21 protein-coding genes are annotated in these 19,276 nt (G+C 66.5%); 11 read left to right on the top strand and 10 right to left on the bottom strand.

The window, feature by feature from the left end; genetic code table 11:
- Window positions 1-64: 64 nt before the first annotated feature.
- A complete protein-coding gene (locus C7402_RS19675) occupies window positions 65-1,492 on the top strand; it encodes a UbiA family prenyltransferase (RefSeq protein ID WP_116611754.1) in 1,428 nt (475 codons plus the stop codon).
- A 267-nt stretch (window positions 1,493-1,759) separates the two neighbouring features.
- Here the strand turns inward: C7402_RS19675 and C7402_RS19670 are convergent, their stop codons facing one another.
- Window positions 1,760-2,500 (bottom strand): class I SAM-dependent methyltransferase, encoded by a 741-nt coding sequence (locus tag C7402_RS19670; RefSeq protein ID WP_112172495.1) that lies wholly within the window; start codon window positions 2,498-2,500, stop codon window positions 1,760-1,762.
- A 185-nt stretch (window positions 2,501-2,685) separates the two neighbouring features.
- Entirely contained in the window at window positions 2,686-3,831 is a 1,146-nt protein-coding gene (locus C7402_RS19665) for an acyltransferase family protein (protein ID WP_116611753.1), read from the bottom strand.
- Between the two features lie 261 nt (window positions 3,832-4,092).
- Here C7402_RS19665 and C7402_RS19660 point away from each other — a divergent pair, with 261 nt between their 5' ends.
- Both C7402_RS19660 and C7402_RS19655 read left to right on the top strand, forming a co-directional pair.
- The gene (locus C7402_RS19660) at window positions 4,093-5,199 is read left to right on the top strand and encodes an MraY family glycosyltransferase (RefSeq protein ID WP_112172493.1); all 1,107 of its coding nucleotides are present in this window, start codon (window positions 4,093-4,095) and stop codon (window positions 5,197-5,199) included.
- Window positions 5,200-5,353: 154 nt separating this feature from the next.
- Window positions 5,354-5,488 (top strand): entericidin A/B family lipoprotein, encoded by a 135-nt coding sequence (locus tag C7402_RS19655; protein ID WP_112172492.1) that lies wholly within the window; start codon window positions 5,354-5,356, stop codon window positions 5,486-5,488.
- Between the two features lie 98 nt (window positions 5,489-5,586).
- On the opposite strand, the gene C7402_RS19650 is transcribed toward C7402_RS19655, so the two are convergent.
- Window positions 5,587-6,237 carry a pyridoxamine 5'-phosphate oxidase family protein gene (locus C7402_RS19650; protein ID WP_116611752.1) on the bottom strand — a complete coding sequence of 217 codons (651 nt, stop codon included), beginning with the start codon at window positions 6,235-6,237 and terminating at the stop codon, window positions 5,587-5,589.
- Between the two features lie 314 nt (window positions 6,238-6,551).
- Between C7402_RS19650 and C7402_RS19645 the strand changes: the two genes are divergently transcribed.
- Window positions 6,552-7,007, top strand: coding sequence for a host attachment protein (locus C7402_RS19645; protein ID WP_112172490.1), 456 nt, complete (start codon window positions 6,552-6,554; stop codon window positions 7,005-7,007).
- Window positions 7,008-7,077: 70 nt separating this feature from the next.
- Here the strand turns inward: C7402_RS19645 and C7402_RS19640 are convergent, their stop codons facing one another.
- From C7402_RS19640 to C7402_RS19630, 3 genes are all read right to left on the bottom strand, one after another.
- Window positions 7,078-7,254, bottom strand: a complete 177-nt coding sequence (locus C7402_RS19640; protein WP_091992918.1) for a DUF1427 family protein — start codon at window positions 7,252-7,254, stop codon at window positions 7,078-7,080.
- A 28-nt stretch (window positions 7,255-7,282) separates the two neighbouring features.
- Window positions 7,283-8,251, bottom strand: a complete 969-nt coding sequence (locus C7402_RS19635; RefSeq protein WP_116611751.1) for a quinone oxidoreductase family protein — start codon at window positions 8,249-8,251, stop codon at window positions 7,283-7,285.
- Between the two features lie 221 nt (window positions 8,252-8,472).
- Window positions 8,473-10,041, bottom strand: a complete 1,569-nt coding sequence (locus tag C7402_RS19630; RefSeq protein WP_133254508.1) for a hypothetical protein — start codon at window positions 10,039-10,041, stop codon at window positions 8,473-8,475.
- A 416-nt stretch (window positions 10,042-10,457) separates the two neighbouring features.
- On the opposite strand from C7402_RS19630, the gene C7402_RS19625 reads away from it, so the two are divergent.
- From C7402_RS19625 to C7402_RS19615, 3 genes are read left to right on the top strand one after another with little or no spacing between them, the layout of a single operon-like run.
- Complete coding sequence (locus C7402_RS19625; protein WP_116611750.1) at window positions 10,458-10,805, top strand: ArsR/SmtB family transcription factor; 348 nt, start codon at window positions 10,458-10,460, stop codon at window positions 10,803-10,805.
- On the top strand, window positions 10,802-11,236 hold the full coding sequence (locus C7402_RS19620; protein WP_112172486.1) for a YeeE/YedE family protein: 435 nt from the start codon (window positions 10,802-10,804) through the stop codon (window positions 11,234-11,236). The genes C7402_RS19625 and C7402_RS19620 overlap by 4 nt, the downstream gene beginning before the upstream one ends.
- A 1-nt stretch (window position 11,237) precedes the next feature.
- Complete coding sequence (locus tag C7402_RS19615; protein ID WP_112172485.1) at window positions 11,238-11,660, top strand: DUF6691 family protein; 423 nt, start codon at window positions 11,238-11,240, stop codon at window positions 11,658-11,660.
- Between the two features lie 18 nt (window positions 11,661-11,678).
- Here C7402_RS19615 and C7402_RS19610 read toward each other — a convergent pair whose 3' ends face one another.
- Both C7402_RS19610 and rarD read right to left on the bottom strand, forming a co-directional pair.
- Window positions 11,679-12,059: a DUF5594 family protein gene (locus tag C7402_RS19610; protein WP_112172484.1), complete on the bottom strand. Its 381-nt coding sequence runs from the start codon at window positions 12,057-12,059 to the stop codon at window positions 11,679-11,681.
- A 236-nt stretch (window positions 12,060-12,295) separates the two neighbouring features.
- Window positions 12,296-13,183, bottom strand: a complete 888-nt coding sequence (gene rarD, locus C7402_RS19605) for an EamA family transporter RarD (protein ID WP_112172483.1) — start codon at window positions 13,181-13,183, stop codon at window positions 12,296-12,298.
- A gap of 282 nt (window positions 13,184-13,465) precedes the next feature.
- On the opposite strand from rarD, the gene C7402_RS19600 reads away from it, so the two are divergent.
- The gene (locus C7402_RS19600; protein WP_112172482.1) at window positions 13,466-14,254 is read left to right on the top strand and encodes a sulfite exporter TauE/SafE family protein; all 789 of its coding nucleotides are present in this window, start codon (window positions 13,466-13,468) and stop codon (window positions 14,252-14,254) included.
- 13 nt (window positions 14,255-14,267) lie between these two features.
- Here C7402_RS19600 and C7402_RS19595 read toward each other — a convergent pair whose 3' ends face one another.
- Window positions 14,268-14,528, bottom strand: a complete 261-nt coding sequence (locus tag C7402_RS19595) for a hypothetical protein (protein WP_112172667.1) — start codon at window positions 14,526-14,528, stop codon at window positions 14,268-14,270.
- A gap of 324 nt (window positions 14,529-14,852) precedes the next feature.
- Window positions 14,853-15,203 carry a BON domain-containing protein gene (locus C7402_RS19590; RefSeq protein WP_112172481.1) on the bottom strand — a complete coding sequence of 117 codons (351 nt, stop codon included), beginning with the start codon at window positions 15,201-15,203 and terminating at the stop codon, window positions 14,853-14,855.
- Window positions 15,204-15,789: 586 nt separating this feature from the next.
- On the opposite strand from C7402_RS19590, the gene C7402_RS19585 reads away from it, so the two are divergent.
- The 3 genes from C7402_RS19585 to C7402_RS19575 all read left to right on the top strand — a co-directional run bounded on the left by C7402_RS19585 (window position 15,790) and on the right by C7402_RS19575 (window position 19,186).
- Window positions 15,790-17,280, top strand: a complete 1,491-nt coding sequence (locus C7402_RS19585; protein ID WP_116611749.1) for a TAXI family TRAP transporter solute-binding subunit — start codon at window positions 15,790-15,792, stop codon at window positions 17,278-17,280.
- Window positions 17,281-17,370: 90 nt separating this feature from the next.
- A complete protein-coding gene (locus C7402_RS19580) occupies window positions 17,371-18,030 on the top strand; it encodes a 2-hydroxychromene-2-carboxylate isomerase (RefSeq protein WP_112172479.1) in 660 nt (219 codons plus the stop codon).
- A 145-nt stretch (window positions 18,031-18,175) separates the two neighbouring features.
- Window positions 18,176-19,186, top strand: a complete 1,011-nt coding sequence (locus tag C7402_RS19575; protein WP_116611748.1) for a LysR family transcriptional regulator — start codon at window positions 18,176-18,178, stop codon at window positions 19,184-19,186.
- The last annotated feature ends 90 nt before the right edge of the window (window positions 19,187-19,276 follow it).

Below are 19,276 nucleotides of genomic sequence, written 5' to 3'. Positions count from 1 at the left end.
CGCTCCGGACAACGCAGCAGCAGCCGGCGACTCACCCGTTTTCGTCCCGGCACGGAGAACGATTATGGCCACTCCCGCAGCCAACCCCGTCCCGCTGTGCGTGGACCTGGATGGAACGCTCACGCGCACGGACCTGCTGTTTGAAGCATTCTTCGTACTCCTCAAGCAGAGTCCGATGTCGATCTTCCTGTGCATCGCCTGGGCGCTGCGCGGACGCGCCTATCTGAAAGAGCAGATCGCGCAGCGCGTGAATATCGACGTGGGCGTGCTGCCCTACAACACCGAACTGCTCGCGTGGCTGCGCGACGAACGCAAGAGCGGGCGCGACCTGTATCTGTGCACGGCCACCAACCAGCGTCTCGCTTCGCAGATCGCCGCGCATATCGGCCTCTTCACCGGCGTGTTCGCGAGCACCGCCAGCAACAACCTGCTCGGCAAGAACAAGGCGCGCGCGCTCGTCGAGCAGTTCGGCGACCGCGGCTTCGACTACGCGGGCGACGCGAAAGCCGACGTGCCCGTCTGGCGCCAGGCGCGCAATGCGATCGTGGTGGGCGACAAGCACACGGCCGCCATGGCCCGCAAGGCGAACGCCGCGACCATTTGCTTCGAGCAGAAGCGCCAGTTGATTCCGCTCGTGCTCAAGGAAATGCGCGTTCACCAGTGGGTGAAGAACGTGCTGATCTTTGTGCCGCTGCTCACCGCGCACCGCTTCGATCTGCCTACGATCACGGCCGCGTGCATCGCCTTCGCGTCGTTCAGCCTGCTGGCTTCCTCGGTGTACCTGCTCAACGACATGCTCGACCTCGACGCCGACCGGCGTCATGCGCGCAAGCGTACCCGGCCGTTCGCTTCGGGGCGGCTCACGCTAAAGTTCGGCATCGTGCTCACCATCGCGCTGCTGATCGCTGGCGGCGGGCTTGCAGTGCTGCTGCCCTGGAAGTTCGGCGTCGTGCTGGCCGCCTATTTCGCGACTACTGTGGCGTACTCCTTCGTACTCAAGCGCATGACGCTCGTGGACGTGTTCGCGCTCGCGTGCCTCTACACCGTGCGCGTGATCGCCGGGGGCACCGCGACCGGCGTGCAGTTGTCGTACTGGCTGATCCTCTTCTGCGTGCCGATCTTCCTTTCGCTCGCCATGGTCAAGCGCTATGTCGAACTCGACGCGATCCTGCGCGCAGGCAAGACAGAAGCGGCGGGCCGCGGCTACATCACGCAGGACATGTCGATCCTGCGCTCGTTCGGCACCGCGTCGGCCTACCTCGCCGTGCTCGTGCTCGCGCTTTACATGAACACGCCCGAGATGGCTCGGCTGTATCTGCATCCACAGGCGCTGTGGGGCACCTTCGCCTTGACGCTCTTCTGGGTGAGCAGGATCTGGATGTGCGCGTTTCGCGGCACCATGCACGATGACCCGATCGTGTTCGCCTTCAAGGACCCCACCAGTCTCGCCGTCATCGCCCTGTGCGGCGTCACCGTGGTGATGGCGATCTGACGTCACCCCCCTGCCTGAGCGGCGCGCGTCCACGTGCGGCGCGCGTCGCGCCGCCGCCGGCAATCGAAGCGCTCCAGGCCGCGAAATACACCAGCAACGATGCGGGAGAACGGCGCGAATACGCCGCCGTGCGAGCCGGTTCGTCGATGCGAAAAGCGATGGGGTATCGCCTGAGGTGAAGGGACGCGGCCCTGTGTGAAATGCGCCGGTTGCCGGGCTGCACTTCAAGGGCCGCACTACCAGCGCCGCACTACCGGCACATCCCTCTCAGGTTGCTCTGGAGAACACAAAATCGGCCGTGACCGGCAGGATGCGCTGCAAAACCGGGGCGCGCCGCAATGCGTAGTAGTAAATCATCGGGCCCGCCAGACGGTTCGTGAGCGTCGGGCTGTTGAATGTCGCCGGCTCCAGCTTCGCCATGCGCGCGAGCTGCTCGATCTTGCTGGACACGAGCACGTCTTCGGGCACTTCCGGGCGATTGCGGTTCACACGCGCACGCGCGAGCGAATGCATCATGGCGTTGCAGCTCGGCTCGTGAAGGTAGAGAGCGCGGCCGCCCGCTCGCAGGATGCGGTGGAGTTCGAGCAAGGTGCTGCGATGGCGGACGAAGTGGTGCGCCGCCGAATAGGCGAAAATCAGATCGAACGATTGATCCGCAAACGGCGTGTCGTAGCTTCGGCAAGCTTCCGTCTTGTCCACCTTGCATTCGTAGATGCGCTCCCATTTGCCGATTGACGCGATGGCATCGGGCGCGATATCGGTCGCCGTCACGTGAATGTGCGGGTACATGTGTTTCACCAGACAGCTCGCCCAGCATTGGCCGCCGCCGAGTTCGAGCACGGATTCCGCTTTTTCGAAAAATGAACGATATGCCTTGAGTTTTTCCAGGAAGATGCGCGCTTCGGCCATCTTTTCGAGGATGTTTTCAATCGCGTTCGATTGCGGGCCTTCGTCTTCCGAGTTCGTCCAGAAATCGACTTCTATCCGTTCCTTGATGGAAATGTCCATAACGTTCGCCTCATTTTCGTCGAAACAAGCAATCCAGCCGCGGGATCACGCGCAAAAACAGGTAGACGGTGCCGCTACTTTCTTCGCCAATGCATTTAGACACCAAACGGCGAGAATGGGAGGGGGCTACCGCACATATCGATCAAGGATCTCGTCACACTCGGGAAACACACGGCAATCCCGGACTAGCCACGTTCGTCCAGTGGCAAGGGGCTCGGAGCGGAAAGCGGCGAACGTGGCGCGGTCCGCCTTCTGGACAGCCTGCGCAGCACGCTGATGGCCGGGCGTTCGACCAGAAGGTGGAACACGTACGCGCACGCGAGCGCAATGAGGAAATATTCCAGCGACCAGAGAATGGTGTCCGGCTTGATCGAGCGGAATTGCCACGACACCAGCGCGACATAAATCGGAATGTGCACGATATACAGCGAGTAGCTGAATTCGCCGACTTTCTCCAGCGCGCGCATGACCAGCGTGCGGCTCGCGCGCGCGCGCACCATGATCGAGAGGAGCGGCGCAAACGCGAGCGCCCAGATCTGGAACTGGAAGTATTGCACCGGCGCCGCGCAGCCGAGCGCCAGCAGCACGAAGGCGGCCACGCCAACGCGGCGGCCGGCCGGCCGCGCACCGCGGACATCGCGCTCGGCTACCCACGCGCCGAGATACCAGGCCGCCCAGTATGACGTGAACACGATGATGCCGCGCTGCTCGAACAGCGCATACGAGGCGGCAGCGAGCAGCATCAGCGCGCAGAGCGTCCCGTTCGCCCCGATTCGCCGACGCACGGCGAACAGCAGCGGATAGAGCGCATAGAACTGGATTTCCAGCGAAAGTGTCCATAACGCGCCGTTCGAGCCATAGGTCGGCACCGTAATGCCTTGTAGCGCGAGCAGATTGCCGGCGAAGGTGCGCAGACCGAGATCGCCCAGGCGCTCGTTGTGCGGCCAGAAATTGGCGCTGAAGCTATCCAGCGCGAAAGTGAGCAGCAGTGCGAAGAACAGTACGGGATAGATACGGATGAAGCGGCGCAACAGAAAATCGCCGGCGTCCGGGCGATACAGCGGATTGCGCGCGAGACGCGCCGCGTGGCTGCGATGAATGCAATAGCCGCTGATCACGAAGAAAATCGGTACACCGATCGCGCCCCAGACCAGCGGAATCGTCAGGTAGGCGAGCACCGTATCGAGCGAGAACGGCGCATGCTCACCTGCCAGGTAGTGCCGGATGCCGACCCACGCGATGACACGGCAGTGGAAATACGCGACGACCATCGCGGCGACGCCGCGCATGGCCTCGACATTGCGAGCGCCGTCGCTCTCCCCGCTATTCATCCTTTCGCTCTTTGAGTGAGTTTGGCGAACCGCCTGGCCGGCGCATGGCGCGCGCCATCCGCGCACATTCCGCGCACGATCCGCCTACCATTCACGGACCGGCCGGCGTTTTCGCCGGGCGCGGGCCCGGCTGTCCAGATTTAAGCAGGGCGGCGCCCGCCCATCTGTGCGCGGGCATACACAGGGCGCGGGCCGCCGCACGCGCGAGAGGGCCTCGCCGACTTTGTATAATCGCGCATCGTCTCCTCTCGCCCCGCTTTCATGCTCAGTTTTGCACTCGGCTTTCTCGTCTCATTGCTGGTCACGCTGTTGATCGTGCGCTACGCGCATCTGCATGAAAGGTTCTCCGTCGACTCGGATCTCGCGGGCGTGCAGAAATTCCATGCGCGCCCCGTGCCACGCATCGGCGGAACGGGCATTCTCGCGGGCCTCGTCGTGGCGGCCGTGCAGTTGCACGGCGCGTATCCGGCGGTGTCGGGCGGCATTCTCGGCATCGTCGCGTGCGGGCTGCCCGCGTTCGCCTCGGGGCTCATCGAAGACCTCACCAAGCGCGTCTCGCCGCTCGTGCGCCTGATCTGCACAATGGCCGCCGCCGCGCTCGCGTTCTGGTTCCTCGGCATCGCGGTCACGCGCATCAGCGTGCCGCCGCTCGATTTCCTGCTGTCTTACGCGGCGATTTCGTTCTTCATCACCGTGCTCGCGGTCGCGGCGCTCGCCAACGCGATCAACATCATCGACGGCTTCAACGGCCTCGCCTCGATGGTCGCGTTCATGATGTTCGCCTCGCTCGCCTACGTGGCCTTCCAGGTGCACGACCCCGTCGTGCTCTCGGCCTCGTTCATCATGATGGGCGCGATACTCGGCTTCTTCATGTGGAATTTCCCGGCCGGCCTGATCTTTCTCGGCGACGGCGGCGCGTATTTCATCGGCTTCATGCTCGCCGAGCTGTCGATCCTGCTCGTCATGCGCAATCGCGACGTGTCGGCCTGGTACCCCGTGCTGCTGTTCATGTACCCGATCTTCGAGACCTGTTTCTCGATCTACCGGAAGAAGTTCGTGCGCGGCATGTCGCCCGGCATTCCCGACGGCGTGCACCTGCACATGCTCGTCTACAAGCGGCTCATGCGCTGGGCCGTGGGCGCGCGCACCGCGCGCGAGCTCACGCGGCGCAACTCGCTCACCTCGCCCTACCTGTGGCTGCTGTGCCTCGTTGCCGTGATTCCGGCCACGCTGTTCTGGCGGCACACCGTGCACCTGTTCTGCTTCGTCGTGGTATTCGCGCTCACGTATGTGTGGCTCTACGTGAGCATCGTGCGCTTTCGCTCGCCCAAGTGGCTCGTCGTGCGCAAGACGCAGCGGCGCAACTGAGCGGCGGCTGCGCAGCCACCGGACGGCCGCCGTGGGCTTACGCGCATGTGGCCCCGCTTTGCGCGTAAAATCGGAAGGATCGCGCCGCGCACACCCCGTGCCCAGCGCCCGTTCATTCGCTTCGTTTGCTTAGTTTGCTTCAGGGAGAACCCAGATGAGCCGTTATCTCGCACTCGCGCTTGCCCTCTTCGCCGTAACGCTCGCCGCCTGCAACACCATCGCCGGCGCGGGCCAGGACATTTCGAAGGGCGGTCAAGCCATCACCAACACGGCGGACAAGGTCAAGTAACACGGCCGGTCCCGCAGCAACACACGGGGCGAGCGCCAACACACGCGGCGCTCCCCCTCTCTCCCTCTCCCTCTCCCGCGACTTACCTCGTCACACGCTCACGCGACGCTACGCTCGCGTAGCCGCGCCACTTCCGCCTCCAGTTCGCGTATGCGCTCGTCCCGCGCACCCAGCGCCGACTTGACGTCTGCGGCCTCGAAGCGCTGCGGAATATGCTGCGGACAATTCAGATCCCACGCATGCACCGTGAACACGATCGCCCGATCGGCGCGCGCCTTGTAGCCCGCGGGCATGAGCTTCGCGATTTGCTCCGGGTCGTCGACCACGCGCGCGCGGCCCCAGAGCTTCACGCGCCGCCGCCGCGCATAGTCCATCAGGAACAGATGCGCCTTCGGGTTGTCGGTGAGATTGCCGAGCGTGATGTATTGCTGGTTGCCGATGAAATCCGCGAACGCGATGGTGCGGTCGTCCAGCACGCGCAGGAATCCCGCAGGGCCGCCGCGGTGCTGGATGTACGGCTGGCCATCGGCGTTCGCAGTGGCGAGGAACACGCTGGTTTGCGCCTCGACGAACGCCACGATGTCGGGCGTGAGCGCCACGCCCCAGCCGCGCTCGCGCTCCACACGCGCGTAGAGTTCGCGCGAACCCAGGCGCTCCTGCATCGTCTTGACCGTGGGCGAAAACGCCACGTCGCTCGGGTAGCGGTGCTCGCCGTGGGTACGGTCGTTACGTTCAGCGCCGGGGTTCATGTCGGACTCCTTTGCAGCGCGTTGCGCTGTTCATGCTCGGAGTCCCTAGACTAGGTCTTACCGGTGGAAAAGATAATCCACCACCAACGAGAACCATCCTCCCGAATTTCGGGAACACAAAAACCGGGCCAGGCACGCCGATCGCTATCCCGCCACTTTCGCGCCGCGCACGCACGCGTTGACTCGGCTGACGCGGCATCTTCGCGCGCCGCGCGCCGCGAAGCGCGCTACCCTTGTGATTCACGCCGCGTGGCGCGAGTCCACTCAATCGCCTGGCGGCCGCATGCGCCGGGCGCCATGGCAGGGAGTCGAACATGTCGAAAACGATCTGGATTATCGTCGCCAACCGTGTGACCGCGCGCATCTTCGCCACCGAAAGCCCGCTGGGCGCGATCGAGGAGATCGAGACGCTGCTCCATCCGCAAGGACGCGTTTCGGAGCAGAACCTCGTGACCGACAAGCCGGGACGCACCACGGAGCGCATGGGGCCCGGGCGCAGCGCGACCGATCCCGACACGAGCCAGCACGATCACGAAGCCACGGTGTTCGCCACCGAGATCGCCGCGACGCTCACGAAAGCGCGCAACGACGCGCGCTACGGCACGCTCGTGCTGGCCGCGCCGCCCGCGTTTCTCGGCGCGCTGCGCAAGGCCATCGACGCGCAAACGCGCAGCCTCGTCACGCTGGAGCTGGACAAGGATCTCGCGCTGCTCGATGCGAAGGCGCTGCGCGCCCGCCTGCCCGAGCGGCTCGTGCGGGCCGAGGCCTGAGGCGGGCGAAGCGCGGCGCTCACCACGCTCACCGCGCCTGCTTCACGCCTGTTTCACACCCATCGCGCACTCATCCCGCGAGATGGGCGACGCACGCGCGCACGATGCCGATCGCGTTCTCGCCCGCCAGCATGCCGAGCAGTCCGACGAGCGCGATGGTGGGCGGCGCGGGCGACTTCACCTGCAACACGTTATAGAGCAGCCCCGCGAGCGCGCCGACCGCGAACGACACCAGATAGCCCTTCATCCTCGTCTCCCGTGCGTTCGTGGCGCGCTTACGCCATCTCGATCACGACGCGCCCGCGCGTGCCCGCCGCGACCGCCTCGTAGGCTTCGCGCGCGCGTTCGAGCGGGTAGCGCTCAGCCACCACGGGCGGCTCGAAGCGGCCTGCGTCGAACGCTTCGGCAATCGCCTGCATGAGCGGCGCCGATTCGACCACGCCGAGCTTCGCGCTGTCGGCGCCAAGGAGCTGCGTCTCGTTGTGATAGAAGTCGATCAGGTCGAACTCCACGCGCCGCTTGCCCGTCGCGCTGATCTCGACCACCCGGCCGCGCCGCTTCGCCAGCGACAGCGCCAGTTCGAACGCCACGCCGCCCACGGCGTCGTAGACGACGTCCGCACCCGCGCCGCCGGTCAGCTCGCGCACGCGTTCGACGGTGTGCTCGTCCATCGGCACGAACGCGTCGATGAGGCGTGCGGCCGGCGAACCGGCGAGCGGCGCCTCGCGGCCCACGCCGATCACGCGCGCGCCGCGTGCCTTGGCGATTTGCGTGACCGCCCCGCCCACGCCGCCCGACACGCCGATCACGGCGATCGTCTCGCCCTCGGCAAGGCGCGCGTAATCGACGGTGCCCAGCCACGCCACCACGAAGTTCACGCCGATCGACGCCGCCTGCGCGTGCGAGAGCGCGGCGGGCTTGCGCGCCAGCGCGGCCACGGGCACTTCGATGAACTCGGCGTGCGTGCCGTCGCGCGTAAAGCCGATGTCGCCGCCCGTGCCCCAGACCTCGACGCCCAGCCAGGCCTCGGGGCCCGCCACCACCACGCCGCTGAAGTCGCGCCCCGGCACGCGCGGCGGCACGGTGTGATCGAAATGGCCGGACACGTTCTTCACATCGCTCGGATTGACCGAGGCGCTTTTCACCTGCACGAGCGCGCTGTCCGCCGCAGGAACGGGCGTGGGCAGGTCGAGGTATTCGAGCACTTCGGGCTTGCCGAAGGCCTTGAACTGGATGGCTTTCATGACGGGACTCCGTGGGTTCGTGCGCGTCCCGCCGCCCGGAGAGAGATCGGCGGCGTCGCATTGAAACGAAGTCTAGTTTGCCGTCATCCGGGTGAGTGGACAGATACTTTCGAATTTCGGACAAGCGGGGCAACGCGCCAGGGCAAAAAAAGCCCGCCACGTGGGGCGGGCCTTCTGCCTGTTCGTGTGGCGCGCCTTGCGATCAGGCGCAGTCCACCGGCTCAGTGGCACTGCCGGTTCTCATAGAGTATCCAGTCGCCGCTTTTTTGCGCCACGGTCAGCGGGCAAACGGGATTGGTCAACAACGCATGCGGCAACGCACCCGACGTGCGCACGAAGAAGTACCGGTACTGGTCGCCGTGGTCGTTTTTCCAGTCGAATGTGTCCGGCAACCAGGCGAGCCGGTCCGCCGACATCGACAGCGTGCGCCGTTCGCGATACCGCACGGCCTGCGCCAGCGAATCCGCGAAATTGTAGTCAACCAGACCTTGCTTGTCGGCCTGATACCACGCGGCATAGTGCATGTAGGCAAGCGGATTCCCGGCGGCGGGGCTTACCGGGTCCATGGTCAGAATGAGCGCGCGTTGCGCGGGCTCCGCCGCGGCGAGCACCGTTTCGAACGAGGCGCTTTCCTTGGCGAAATTCAGCAGGCTTCGAGTCTGGATGCCAAAAAACACGATGCAGACCAGGGCGAGCACGCCCTGGCAGGCGAAATCGCGGCGCTGCCGTGCGCCGGGCACATCATCGGCTTGCTCGCGGCGAACGAACACCAATGCATAGAACGGCAGCACATACAGCGCAAAGCGCTCGTAGAGAAGATGCGTGCTCATGCCGCTGCTCGGCACGAATGCCCACATGGCGAGCAGCACGCCCAGCGGCACGAACGCGGCCGGCTCCCGCCGGTTCAGACGCAGGCCGAGCCGGTGCGCAGCCGCGAGCACAAGCAGCGTCGCGACGATCATCGGCCATCGGTAGTCGAAGCCCGCGCCCCAGGTGAACATGAGAATCGAGGCGACCCGGTGCACGATTTGCAGTTGCAAGAAAGTGGGCACGTCCGCTGCGTAGGCCGATTGCGCATTGTGATTGGCAACGACATAGGCTGCGCACAGCAGAATGAGCGCTGCGTACGGCACGAGCGCCAGCAGGGTTGTTGGCAGCTTGCGGCCGCGGGCGCGCACGAGGACGAACAGGCCGCCGATTGCATTGGCAACCAGAAAAACCAGTCCGTGCGCAAAGAACAGCGCCGTTCCGGCCAGACACAGCCAGAACGAGGTTGACCGCGTGGGCCGGTCGGCATGGCGCAGCGCCAACAGCAGATAAAGCAGGCCAAGCGGCGTCGCCACCACGAAGGTATAGAAGCCCCATTGCCAGGCAAGGCCGAAGAACCCCGGCACGAACAGCCAGTCGAGCCGCGCATCGCCATCGAAACGCCGGCGCAGCAGCACGCAGGCGAATACGAATGTGTAATAGCTGAGCGTCAGAGTCAGCTTGAGCGCCGCGCCAACCGACATCACGAGCGTGAAGGGCAACGCGAAAAGATAGCCAAACAGATAAGGCGTAAACAGGTTGATCCGCATCATTTGATGCCAGGGCGACCGCCCGAGCACCAGATCGTGCAACATCGCAACCTGCGCGGCATGCTGCGGAAGATCGACCAGCGGCGGCCTGGGCGCGATCCAGAACAGCAAGCCGCCATAGAGTACCGTCGCGACGAACAGGACCCGCAGCGTCAAGACGCGGCGAGCGAAGCCGATCAAGGGAAGTTGGCGCGGCAATAAAGCTGTGTTCATCGAATCCCTCTCGATTCCCTGGCATACCGGCATGACGCGCTGGCGCCGCGGTCAAGACATCGTTTCATTCTCGATGAGCCGTGGCACCGATCACGCGCTCCGGCAAGGGCCGATCCGCAAAAGCCGGCATGCGTCGACCCGCGACCGAAGCTCGCTGTTCGGCCCCGGTTGCACGCGAAATACTAGGGCAATGCCCTGGTTCATTAAGTACGCGAACGAACATACCCGCGTGTCTCGGGCGAAGGCCGAAAGCCTCATGCACGCTGCCACGATGGCGCACAAGCCAGGCGGGCTCGCATGCGGGCGCTCACCTTGGGGCCGTTTCCAGTGAAACACAATATATTGATTCATATAATGTCTTTCGATAAAGTGAGAGATACCGTACAGCCGTTGACTCTCAACAAACGCCGCGACACATGAACTCCCCGCTCACGCCCGACGCGCTCGCCGCACTGCGCGAATCGGCCGAAAAATGCTGCGCGCTGCTCAAGGCGCTCGCGCACGAAGACCGCCTCCTGCTGCTGTGCCACCTCACCGAAGGCGAGCGCAACGTGGGCGAACTCGAAGCACTCGCCGGCGTGCATCAGCCCAGCCTCTCGCAGCATCTCGGCAAGCTGCGCGACGAAGGCCTCGTTGAAACGCGCCGCGAGGGCAAGTACATCTATTACCGTCTCGCGAGCAGCGAGGTCATCCAGATCATGGAAACGCTTTCGAACCTCTATTGCGGTCACCTGAAGGGGCAAAAGAAGGAGCCACGCGCATGAGCCTCGATCTCGTCCACTTCACGCCGCTCGCCTCGTTCGCGGGCGGCCTCATGATCGGCGCGGCCGCCGCGCTGTTCGTACTCGTGAACGGCCGCATCGCGGGCATCAGCGGCTTGCTCGGGGGGCTGCTGCCAGGCGCCGGCGGCGAGCGCGGCGTGAATGCGGCCTTCATCGCGGGGCTCGTTGCCGCGCCGCTGCTGTGGCGGCTGCGCGCCACGCTGCCCGCCATGCAGATCGACGCGCCGACGCTCACCCTGCTCGGCGCGGGCCTGCTGGTGGGGCTTGGCACCCGCTATGGGTCGGGCTGCACGAGCGGTCACGGCGTATGCGGCATCGCGCGCGGCTCGCGGCGCTCCTTCGTCGCCACGGGCGCGTTCATGGCCGCGGGCTTCGCGACCGTGTTCGCGGTTCGTCACATCCTCGGGGGTTGAGATGCGCAAGCTCAGTGCGTTCGCATGCGGTCTGCTGTTCGGCGTCGGCCTGCTCGTCTCGGGCATGGCCAATCCGGTCAAGGTGCTGGGGTTTCTCGATCTGGCCGGACACTGGGATCCATCGCTCGCCTTCGTGATGGCGGGCGCCATCGCGGTCGCCGCGCCCGCCTTCTGGCTCGCGCGCTCGCGTCAGTCGAGCCTTGCCGGCGCGCCCATGCAGTTGCCCGCCAACCGGCGCATCGATGCGCGGCTCGTGGGCGGCGCGCTGCTGTTCGGCGCGGGCTGGGGCCTTGCGGGCTTTTGCCCCGGCCCCGCGATCGTCGCCGCGGGCGCCGGCGAGCCGCGCGCATGGCTATTCGTCGCCGCGATGCTCACGGGCATGGCGATCTATGCCGCGCTGGAGCGCCGCCGCCGTTCGCCGTAGAAAGTGGAATCCGCTGGCTCAGCCCTCGAAATCGAGCCCGCCGATCAGCACCTCCGGCTCGCCCTGGCTGCGCGTGGTGAAATCGACGGGACGCGCCGACTCCCACGAGGCCATCTTGCGCACGGTGGCTTCGAGGTAGTGCTCGAAGCGCGCCGCGCCGCCGGGCTCCATCAGGCGCTCGATTTCATCGGTGTCCCAGGTGAGCGAAACGTTGAGCGGCCAGGAATAAGGATGCCGGTGCTCGTTCGCGAGGCCGCGCAGGCGCACGCGCGTGGGGTGGCCGTGGCCGGCGTACGGCACGACATCCACCTGCACGGTCGGGCCGAACTGGCTCGCCAGCTTTGCCGCGATACGCGGTGCGAATTCTTCCTCGAACCGTTGAACGGCTTCGATGCTCATGCGCGGGGCACTCCACGGAGGATTGGCTGCGGGTAACGGAACGGTGCTGCGGTCCGCAGTTTGACCAGAATCAAACATCGCGAAGCGTCCTGGCATCCTACCGCGCCGCCCGCGCTTGAGCCAATGCGTGGCAGCCCTTCCTGCGCATCGCCGCCACGCTTTCCAGACCGGGTCGCGTCAGACCGGGTCGCGCCAGACCGGGTCGTGTCAAACCGGTCGCGTTACGCCCCGCCTCGTCAGGCCCGGCTGCGCTCGCGCGCGGCCACGAGGCTGCGCACGCCTTCGAGCGAGTAAAGCACGAGCGCCATCCAGATCGCAGCGTAGCCCACCGCGCGCACCGCGCCGAACGGCTCGCCGTAGATCAGCACGCCGGTGAGCAGTTGCAGCGTGGGCGTGACGTACTGAATGAGCCCGAGCATGGAAAGCGGAATGCGCCGCGCCGCCGCGCCGAACAGCAGCAGCGGAATCGCCGTGATCGGGCCGGACGCCGCGAGCAGCAGTTGCAGCGCGCGCGATGCGTGCGCGAAGTGGCTGTCGCCCGCGAGGCCCACGATCGTCAGGTAGACGATCGCCACCGGGAACAGCAGCACGGTTTCGAGCGTCAGGCCTTCGAGCGCGCCGAGTTGGGCGGTCTTGCGCAGCAGACCATAGCCGCCGAAGGTCACGGCGAGCGCGAGGCTGATCCAGGGCGGCGCGCCGTTTTGCCAGGTGAGCCACACGACACCACCGGTCGCCACCGCCACCGCCGCCCATTGCAGCGGGCGCAGCCGCTCGCGCAGGAACGCGTAGCCGAACAGCACGTTGATGAGCGGATTGATGAAGTAGCCGAGGCTCGCCTCGACGATATGTCCGGCATTGACGGCCCAGATATAGATGCCCCAGTTGGCCGAGAGCAGCACGGCGCTCGCCACGAAACGCATGAGCAGGCGACGCTCGCGCAGCGTGGGGCCGAGCCAGCGCCAGTGGCGGCGCACGACGAGCACGGCCACCACGAAAACGAGCGACCACGCCATGCGGTGCGCGAGCATCTCGGGCGCGGGAATCTGATGCAGCGTCTTGAAGTAGACGGGGAAAAGCCCCCAGAGGACGAACGCCGCGAAGGCGTAGAGGATGCCGGGATTCATACGGAATGTGTGGTTTTTTGCGGCGCTTGGTGCCGAGCCCGTACAGCGCCGCGCACGGCCGCCGAAGGCAATGGCAAGGCGGGCGGCGCGCACGGGATTTCGCGCAACCCTGCGCCAAGCCGCCGGTTTTGCGACAATAGCGGATTTTCACCGCCAGCCTTGGCCGTTGTCCAGCCTGACGCGCCGCTTACGGCGCGCGCTGTCGAACACCCTGAGCGGCGGCGAAGCCCCCGAAGCCAGCCCCAGCCACACCTAACCCCCTGACCGGCCTCCTCGCGCGCGATGTCCTTACCCCATATCGATCTGCTGTATTCGCTGTCCGGCCTCTTCGTCGGCTTTCTGGTCGGCCTGACCGGCGTGGGCGGCGGCTCGCTGATGACGCCGATCCTCGTGCTGGTGTTCGGCGTGCACCCGGCCACGGCCGTGGGCACGGACCTGCTCTACGCGGCCGCGACGAAGTCGGCGGGCACGCTGGTGCACGGTCTGAAGGGTTCGGTGGACTGGCGCGTGACGCTGCGCCTCGCGGCCGGCAGCGTGCCCGCGGCGACGATCACACTGATCCTGCTGCACCGCTATGGCATGGACACGCCGCGCGCGGGGCATCTGATCCAGGGCGTGCTGGGCGCGGCGCTCCTCATCACGGCCGTGGCGCTGATCTTCCGCCCGCAGCTCGCCGCGTTCGCCTCGCGCCACCGTCATGGGCCGGGCGAGGCGCGCACGCTCCTCTTCACGATCCTCACCGGCGCGGTGCTCGGCGCGCTCGTCTCGCTCACATCGGTGGGCGCGGGCGCGATCGGCGTGACCGTGCTGCTGCTGCTCTACCCGGCGCTGCCCACGGTGCGCATCGTCGGCTCCGACGTCGCGCACGCGGTGCCGCTCACGCTGCTCGCAGGCGCGGGCCACTGGCTGCTCGGCTCGATCGACTGGCACATGCTGCTCTCGCTGCTGTGCGGGTCGCTGCCCGGCATCGCGATCGGCAGCCTGCTTTCTTCGAAAGCGCCCGAAAAGCTGCTGCGCGTGCTGCTCGCCGCCACGCTCACGCTGGTGGGCGCGCGGCTCGTCTTCGCCTGAGCGCCGCGAGTGCTCAGGCGTGCGGCGCCTGGCGGAAGAAGTTGCCGTTGAGATCGACCTCGAACTGGCGCAGCCACTGGCCGCGCGCATCGACGCGATAGGCCTGCGCCCACGCGCCGCGCCGCACGATCACCAGCTCACCGTGCTCGGGATCGTTCGGATCGGTCTCGCCGCGAATGTCGAAGTGAATCGGCGCGAAGCCGTGCCGCGCACAGGCCAGCTCGAAGGCCGCCCGGTCGACGAGCGGCAAGTCGGTATAGGTATGGATGGTCATGGCGATTTCCTGCTTTCCAGCGATGAGGCCGCGCTCGACCCCGGAAAGACGCGCGATAACCACGGTATACCCCGAATGGTGGGAAAACTGTGTGTCACTCCGCACCTGTACAACGCACTGCAACATCACAAAATCGCATGACGGGCGCGGCTTGCGCGCCAAAACGGCGGGCGGCGCGCCCCAACCCCGGACATACCCGCACATTACCGCCCACGCGCGCATGAAAAAGCCCCGGATCATGCCGGGGCTCGTTGCCTGCTGTTGCCGCTGGCGGCTCGCCGCCAGCGCCTGTTAGTGCGCTTGTTGGCGCACTCGTGACGGCACTTATTGCTGCATGACCGTCAGCTTGTTCGACACCGACTTCACGCCCGCCACGCCTTGCGCGACTTCGCCGGCCTTGTCGATCTGGCCCTGATCCGGCACCGAGCCGGTCAGCGTGATCGCACCGCCGTGCGAACGCACGCTGATGTTCGAAACGTCCACGCCCTGGGTCTTCGAGAGCGCCTTGCGCACCGTGTAGCCCAGCTTGCGGTCGGCCTTCTTGGCCGTGGTGGCCGGAGCGGCCGAGGTGGTGGCGGCGGGAGCGCTCGCCGTGTCCTGTGCATAGGACACGCTGCAAGCCACCGTCAGGCACAGTGCCGCGCCCAGCGTCTTCAGAATAGCGACCGATTTCATGTTTTCTCCTTGTGTCTTCACGTTGTTGCCTGCGTTATTGCCTGGAATAGGACCGTCGGTCCTGCCGACGGACGGCTCGCAGGCCGCCCGTCAGCCACGGTCTGACGGCTTCGTTACCACTACCGTTGGTGGCGCGCCACGCGCAATGCGCGCGTAGCCGGGCGCCACCAGGGTCTGGACGCCAAGCGAGAGGCAAGGATGGAGGACGTGCAAGGCCCGCCCGCGCGGGTCTGCGCCCGCTTGCTGATTGTGCTGATTGTTATGGCTTGATACTCGATGGCCCGATGCCCGCGCGCCTTGCGCTGGGAACGCGCTGCGAGCGTCGACGCCGCTTGCCAGGCACGGCTGGCGAACCACAATTTAGCCTGGCTGCGCCGCAAGCGCAAAGAGTTTAGCGCAGTGGCCTGTTGCATGCGCACAAGCAAGGCTGGCGAGGCACAGCGCGTGCCGCTGGGACGCCGAATCTCATGTACCATCGGCGCTCAGAGCCCGCGCGACGCGCCGATTTCCTGGCAACAGCCCGGCGGTCATGCGTCAGCGCCAACCCGTGACCCCCCAGGAACCTCCAGAGGCCCGCCCCACCCCGATGAAGTCCCGCACCGGCCGCAAACCTCCCCCCCGTCTCGTCGCGCGCTTCGTGGCGATATCGTGGCGCGATCTGGCCGTCTCGTTCGGTCCCATCCTGCTCATCAGCGTGGCCGCCATCTGGCTCGCGGTGCGCCTCATCCAGCCCGCCCCGCCCAACACGCTCACCATGAGCGCCGGGCCCAAGGGCAGCACCTACTGGAACGACGCCCAGAAGTACAAGGCGATCCTCGCGCGCAACAAGATCACGCTCAACGTGCTCGAATCGGAGGGCTCGGCGCAGAACCTCCAGCGCGTGTCCGACCCGAAGTCGAACGTGGACGTCGCGTTCGTGCAGGACGGCATCGCGACCAAGGTGCCCGACGGCGTCGTCTCGCTCGGCAGTGTGGCCTATGTGCCGCTCGTCGTGTTCTATCACGGCCCCGTCGCCACGAAGCTCTCGCAGTTCGAAGGCCAGCGCCTCGCCATCGGCGCCGAGGGCAGCGGCACGCGCGAACTCGCGCTCACGCTGCTCAAGGCCAACGGCATCGAGCCGGGCGGCCCGACGAAGCTCTTGCCGCTCTCCGGCGATGACGCCGCGCGCGCGCTCGTGGCGGGCAAGATCGATGTGGCCATCCTCGCGGGCGACTCCGCGCAGCCGCCCGTGATGGGCCGCCTCATGCGCATGCCGGGCGTGCGCTTTTTCGACTTCGTGCAGGCCGATGCCTATGCGCGGCGTTTCCCGTACCTCACGGCCATCACGATCCCGATGGGGGCGTTCGACTTCGGCCGCAACCTGCCCGCCGCGCCGCTGCACTTCATCGCGCCCACGGCCGAGCTGGTCGCGCGCGACTCGCTGCATCCGGCGCTCTCCGATCTGCTGATCGAAGCGGCCAAGGAAGTGCACGGCCGCTCGACGCTCCTGCAACGCGCGGGCGAATTCCCCGCGCCGCGCGCCCAGGACTTCCCGATCAGCGCCGACGCCGCGCGTTACTACAAGTCGGGCAAGAGCTTCCTCTATCGCGCGCTGCCCTTCTGGGTGGCAAGCCTCGCCGACCGGCTCGTCGTACTGCTCGTGCCGATCATCGTCGTGCTGATTCCGGGCTTGCGGATCGTGCCTTCGCTCTACGCCTGGCGGGTAAAATCGCGCATCTATCGCTGGTACGGCTCGTTGATCGCCCTGGAGCGCGCGGCGATGGCCGACAATTCGCCCACCGAGCGGCGGGCGCTGATCCGCCAGCTCGATTCGATCGAAGAGTCGGTCAACGGCATGAAAATGCCGCTCGCCTACGCGGAACAGTTCTACGTCTTGCGCGAACATATCGGCTTCGTGCGCGAGCGGCTTGCGGCGACGCGTGAGGCGCGCGCGCGCGAGGACGCCGAGGCCGATGCCGCCGCGCAGGACGACGCAGCCGAGGGCGCGGGCAAGCCGGACGGGGAACCGCGCCACGCAAACGAAAGCGGCGGCGGCGATGGAAGCGGCAACGACACAGCAGGCGAGCGCACGCACTAGTGCTGCGATAAGTACATTGAACCTGAAAACGGGCCACTCGAAGAACGGCCCGCACAAAGCGCACAAGCAGCGCACAAGCGGAGAAACAACATGATCGACGGCATCGACGCCAACCAGCCGGCCTGGTTCTACGACTTCGTGTCGCCGTTCTCGTATCTGTTGCTGGAACAGCACGAGAAGTGGCCCGGCTTCGACTTCGTGCCGACGCCCGTGCTGCTCACGGAGCTGTACCGCCACTGGGGCCAGCCGCTCGGCGCCGCGATCCCGGCCAAGCGCATCTTCACCTACCGGCACGCGCTCTTTCGCGCGGAGCAACTCGGCATTCCGTTCAAGATGCCGCCCGCGCACCCGTTCGATTCGATCAAGCCGATGCTGCTCGCCATCGCGGCCGGCGGCGACTTCGCGTGCGTGCGCGAGATCTTCCGCTTCATCTGGCGCGAGGGGCGCGACCCGTCGAGCGAGGAAGGCTTCGAGCAGCTTTGCGAGCGCGTGGGCATTCCGCACGGCGAGTCGCTGATCGAAGAGGAATCGGTGCGTGCGCAGTTGCGCCGCAACACCAACGACGCGCTCGCGATGGGCGTGTTCGGCGTGCCGACGTTCTGGATGAACAAGCAGTTGTTCTGGGGCGAGGACGCGCTGCCGATGGTGCTGTACTGCGCACGCTCGCCGAACTGGCTCGACTCGCGCGAGGTCAAGCGCATCACCTCGCTGCCTTCGGGCATCGCCAGGGCCACGACGGCGACGGAATAACGGGGGGCGGCGGTGGCGGCCCCGACCGCCGCCGTCTGATCCCCGTCATACCACGCCCCCTATGGCGGCGGCGCGCGAGGCGGCTTATGGTTATGGCTGAGTCCGTGCGCGCCTTGCGCGCGCGCCTTTCCCCGCCACGCCCCTCATGGACGACGATACCGCCCTCTCCCTCGACATCTGGCTGGTGCGCGTGCTGCGCACGCTGCTGGTCGAGCGCAGCGTCACGCAGGCCGCGCTGCGCCTGAACCAGACCCAGCCCGCCATCAGCACGGCGCTGCGGCGGCTGCGCGAGATCCTGGGCGATCCGATCCTCGTGCGCGGCAAGGCCGGCATGGTGCCGACCGAGTACGGCGAATCGCTGCTGCAATACGCGCAGCGGGTGCTGCGCGACGTCGATTTCGTGGCCACGCCGCACGGCGACTTCGACCCGGTGCGCTCGAAGCGCACCTTTCGTCTGGCCGCGCCCGACTACCTGAACGACTTCTTCATGCCGACGCTCATCGCGCGCTTTCGCGAAACGGCGCCGGCGGCCCGCCTCGAGATCCTCTCGCTCTCGCCCACGCTGGACCACCATGGCGCGCTGGACGCGGGCGAGCTCGACCTCGTGATCGGCAACTGGCCGAAGCCCGATGCGCGTTTCGCGCGCAGCGACCTGTTCTCCGACAAGGTGGTCTGCATGATGCGCGCGGACCATCCACTCACGCGCCGCGAACTCACGCGCGAGGCTTATCTGGCCGCGCCCCATCTCGCGCCCACGCCCTACACGGGCGCGCACGCGAGCGCGATCGACCTGGGATTCGCGAGAGCGAAGGCCGAGCGCCGCATCGTCGCGACGCTCCCGTACTTCGGACTCGTGCCGCAGGTGCTGCTGCAATCGGACTTGATCTTCACGACGACGCGCCGCTTCGCCCTGCACTACGCGAAGCTGCTGCCGCTTGCCGTGATCGACACGCCAATCGCCTTTCCGCGCATTCACTGCTATCAGATGTGGCATCCGCAGCCGGATAGACCCAGCGACGTGGGGTGGCTGCGAGGATTGATCGAGGACGTCTCCGGCACGTTGACGGCCGAGCGCACAGCGAAGCGCTCGCGCGCGAAGAAGCCGGCGCACACGGCTGACGACGAAGCGCCCACGCCGCCTCTCGAAGCGGCATAAACGCAGGCGGCGCGGGCCGCAAGCTTGCGCCCGGCGGGCACGCATGAAAACGGGCGCCTCGCGGCGCCCGTTTCGCTGGTGCGTTGCTTT

The sequence above is a fragment of the Paraburkholderia unamae genome, from assembly GCF_003096875.1.
GTDB lineage: Bacteria > Pseudomonadota > Gammaproteobacteria > Burkholderiales > Burkholderiaceae > Paraburkholderia > Paraburkholderia unamae.
Note: the sequence above shows the minus strand (reverse complement) of the source record. Positions and strands in the feature narration are given on the sequence as shown.

Coding starts and splice junctions, on each gene's coding strand:
- C7402_RS19675 (WP_116611754.1), top strand. CDS start 65: ATGGCCACTCCCGCAGCCAACCCCGTCCCGCTGTGCGTGGACCTGGAT.
- C7402_RS19640 (WP_091992918.1), bottom strand. CDS start 7,254: ATGAAGGGCTATCTGGTGTCGTTCGCGGTCGGCGCGCTCGCGGGGCTG.
- C7402_RS19655 (WP_112172492.1), top strand. CDS start 5,354: ATGAGCCGTTATCTCGCACTCGCGCTTGCCCTCTTCGCCGTAACGCTC.
- C7402_RS19590 (WP_112172481.1), bottom strand. CDS start 15,203: ATGAAATCGGTCGCTATTCTGAAGACGCTGGGCGCGGCACTGTGCCTG.
- C7402_RS19600 (WP_112172482.1), top strand. CDS start 13,466: ATGTCCTTACCCCATATCGATCTGCTGTATTCGCTGTCCGGCCTCTTC.
- C7402_RS19595 (WP_112172667.1), bottom strand. CDS start 14,528: ATGACCATCCATACCTATACCGACTTGCCGCTCGTCGACCGGGCGGCC.
- C7402_RS19615 (WP_112172485.1), top strand. CDS start 11,238: ATGCGCAAGCTCAGTGCGTTCGCATGCGGTCTGCTGTTCGGCGTCGGC.
- C7402_RS19575 (WP_116611748.1), top strand. CDS start 18,176: ATGGACGACGATACCGCCCTCTCCCTCGACATCTGGCTGGTGCGCGTG.
- C7402_RS19585 (WP_116611749.1), top strand. CDS start 15,790: ATGAAGTCCCGCACCGGCCGCAAACCTCCCCCCCGTCTCGTCGCGCGC.
- C7402_RS19650 (WP_116611752.1), bottom strand. CDS start 6,237: ATGAACCCCGGCGCTGAACGTAACGACCGTACCCACGGCGAGCACCGC.
- C7402_RS19580 (WP_112172479.1), top strand. CDS start 17,371: ATGATCGACGGCATCGACGCCAACCAGCCGGCCTGGTTCTACGACTTC.
- C7402_RS19610 (WP_112172484.1), bottom strand. CDS start 12,059: ATGAGCATCGAAGCCGTTCAACGGTTCGAGGAAGAATTCGCACCGCGT.
- C7402_RS19670 (WP_112172495.1), bottom strand. CDS start 2,500: ATGGACATTTCCATCAAGGAACGGATAGAAGTCGATTTCTGGACGAAC.
- C7402_RS19660 (WP_112172493.1), top strand. CDS start 4,093: ATGCTCAGTTTTGCACTCGGCTTTCTCGTCTCATTGCTGGTCACGCTG.
- C7402_RS19620 (WP_112172486.1), top strand. CDS start 10,802: ATGAGCCTCGATCTCGTCCACTTCACGCCGCTCGCCTCGTTCGCGGGC.
- rarD (WP_112172483.1), bottom strand. CDS start 13,183: ATGAATCCCGGCATCCTCTACGCCTTCGCGGCGTTCGTCCTCTGGGGG.
- C7402_RS19625 (WP_116611750.1), top strand. CDS start 10,458: ATGAACTCCCCGCTCACGCCCGACGCGCTCGCCGCACTGCGCGAATCG.
- C7402_RS19665 (WP_116611753.1), bottom strand. CDS start 3,831: ATGAATAGCGGGGAGAGCGACGGCGCTCGCAATGTCGAGGCCATGCGC.
- C7402_RS19635 (WP_116611751.1), bottom strand. CDS start 8,251: ATGAAAGCCATCCAGTTCAAGGCCTTCGGCAAGCCCGAAGTGCTCGAA.
- C7402_RS19630 (WP_133254508.1), bottom strand. CDS start 10,041: ATGAACACAGCTTTATTGCCGCGCCAACTTCCCTTGATCGGCTTCGCT.
- C7402_RS19645 (WP_112172490.1), top strand. CDS start 6,552: ATGTCGAAAACGATCTGGATTATCGTCGCCAACCGTGTGACCGCGCGC.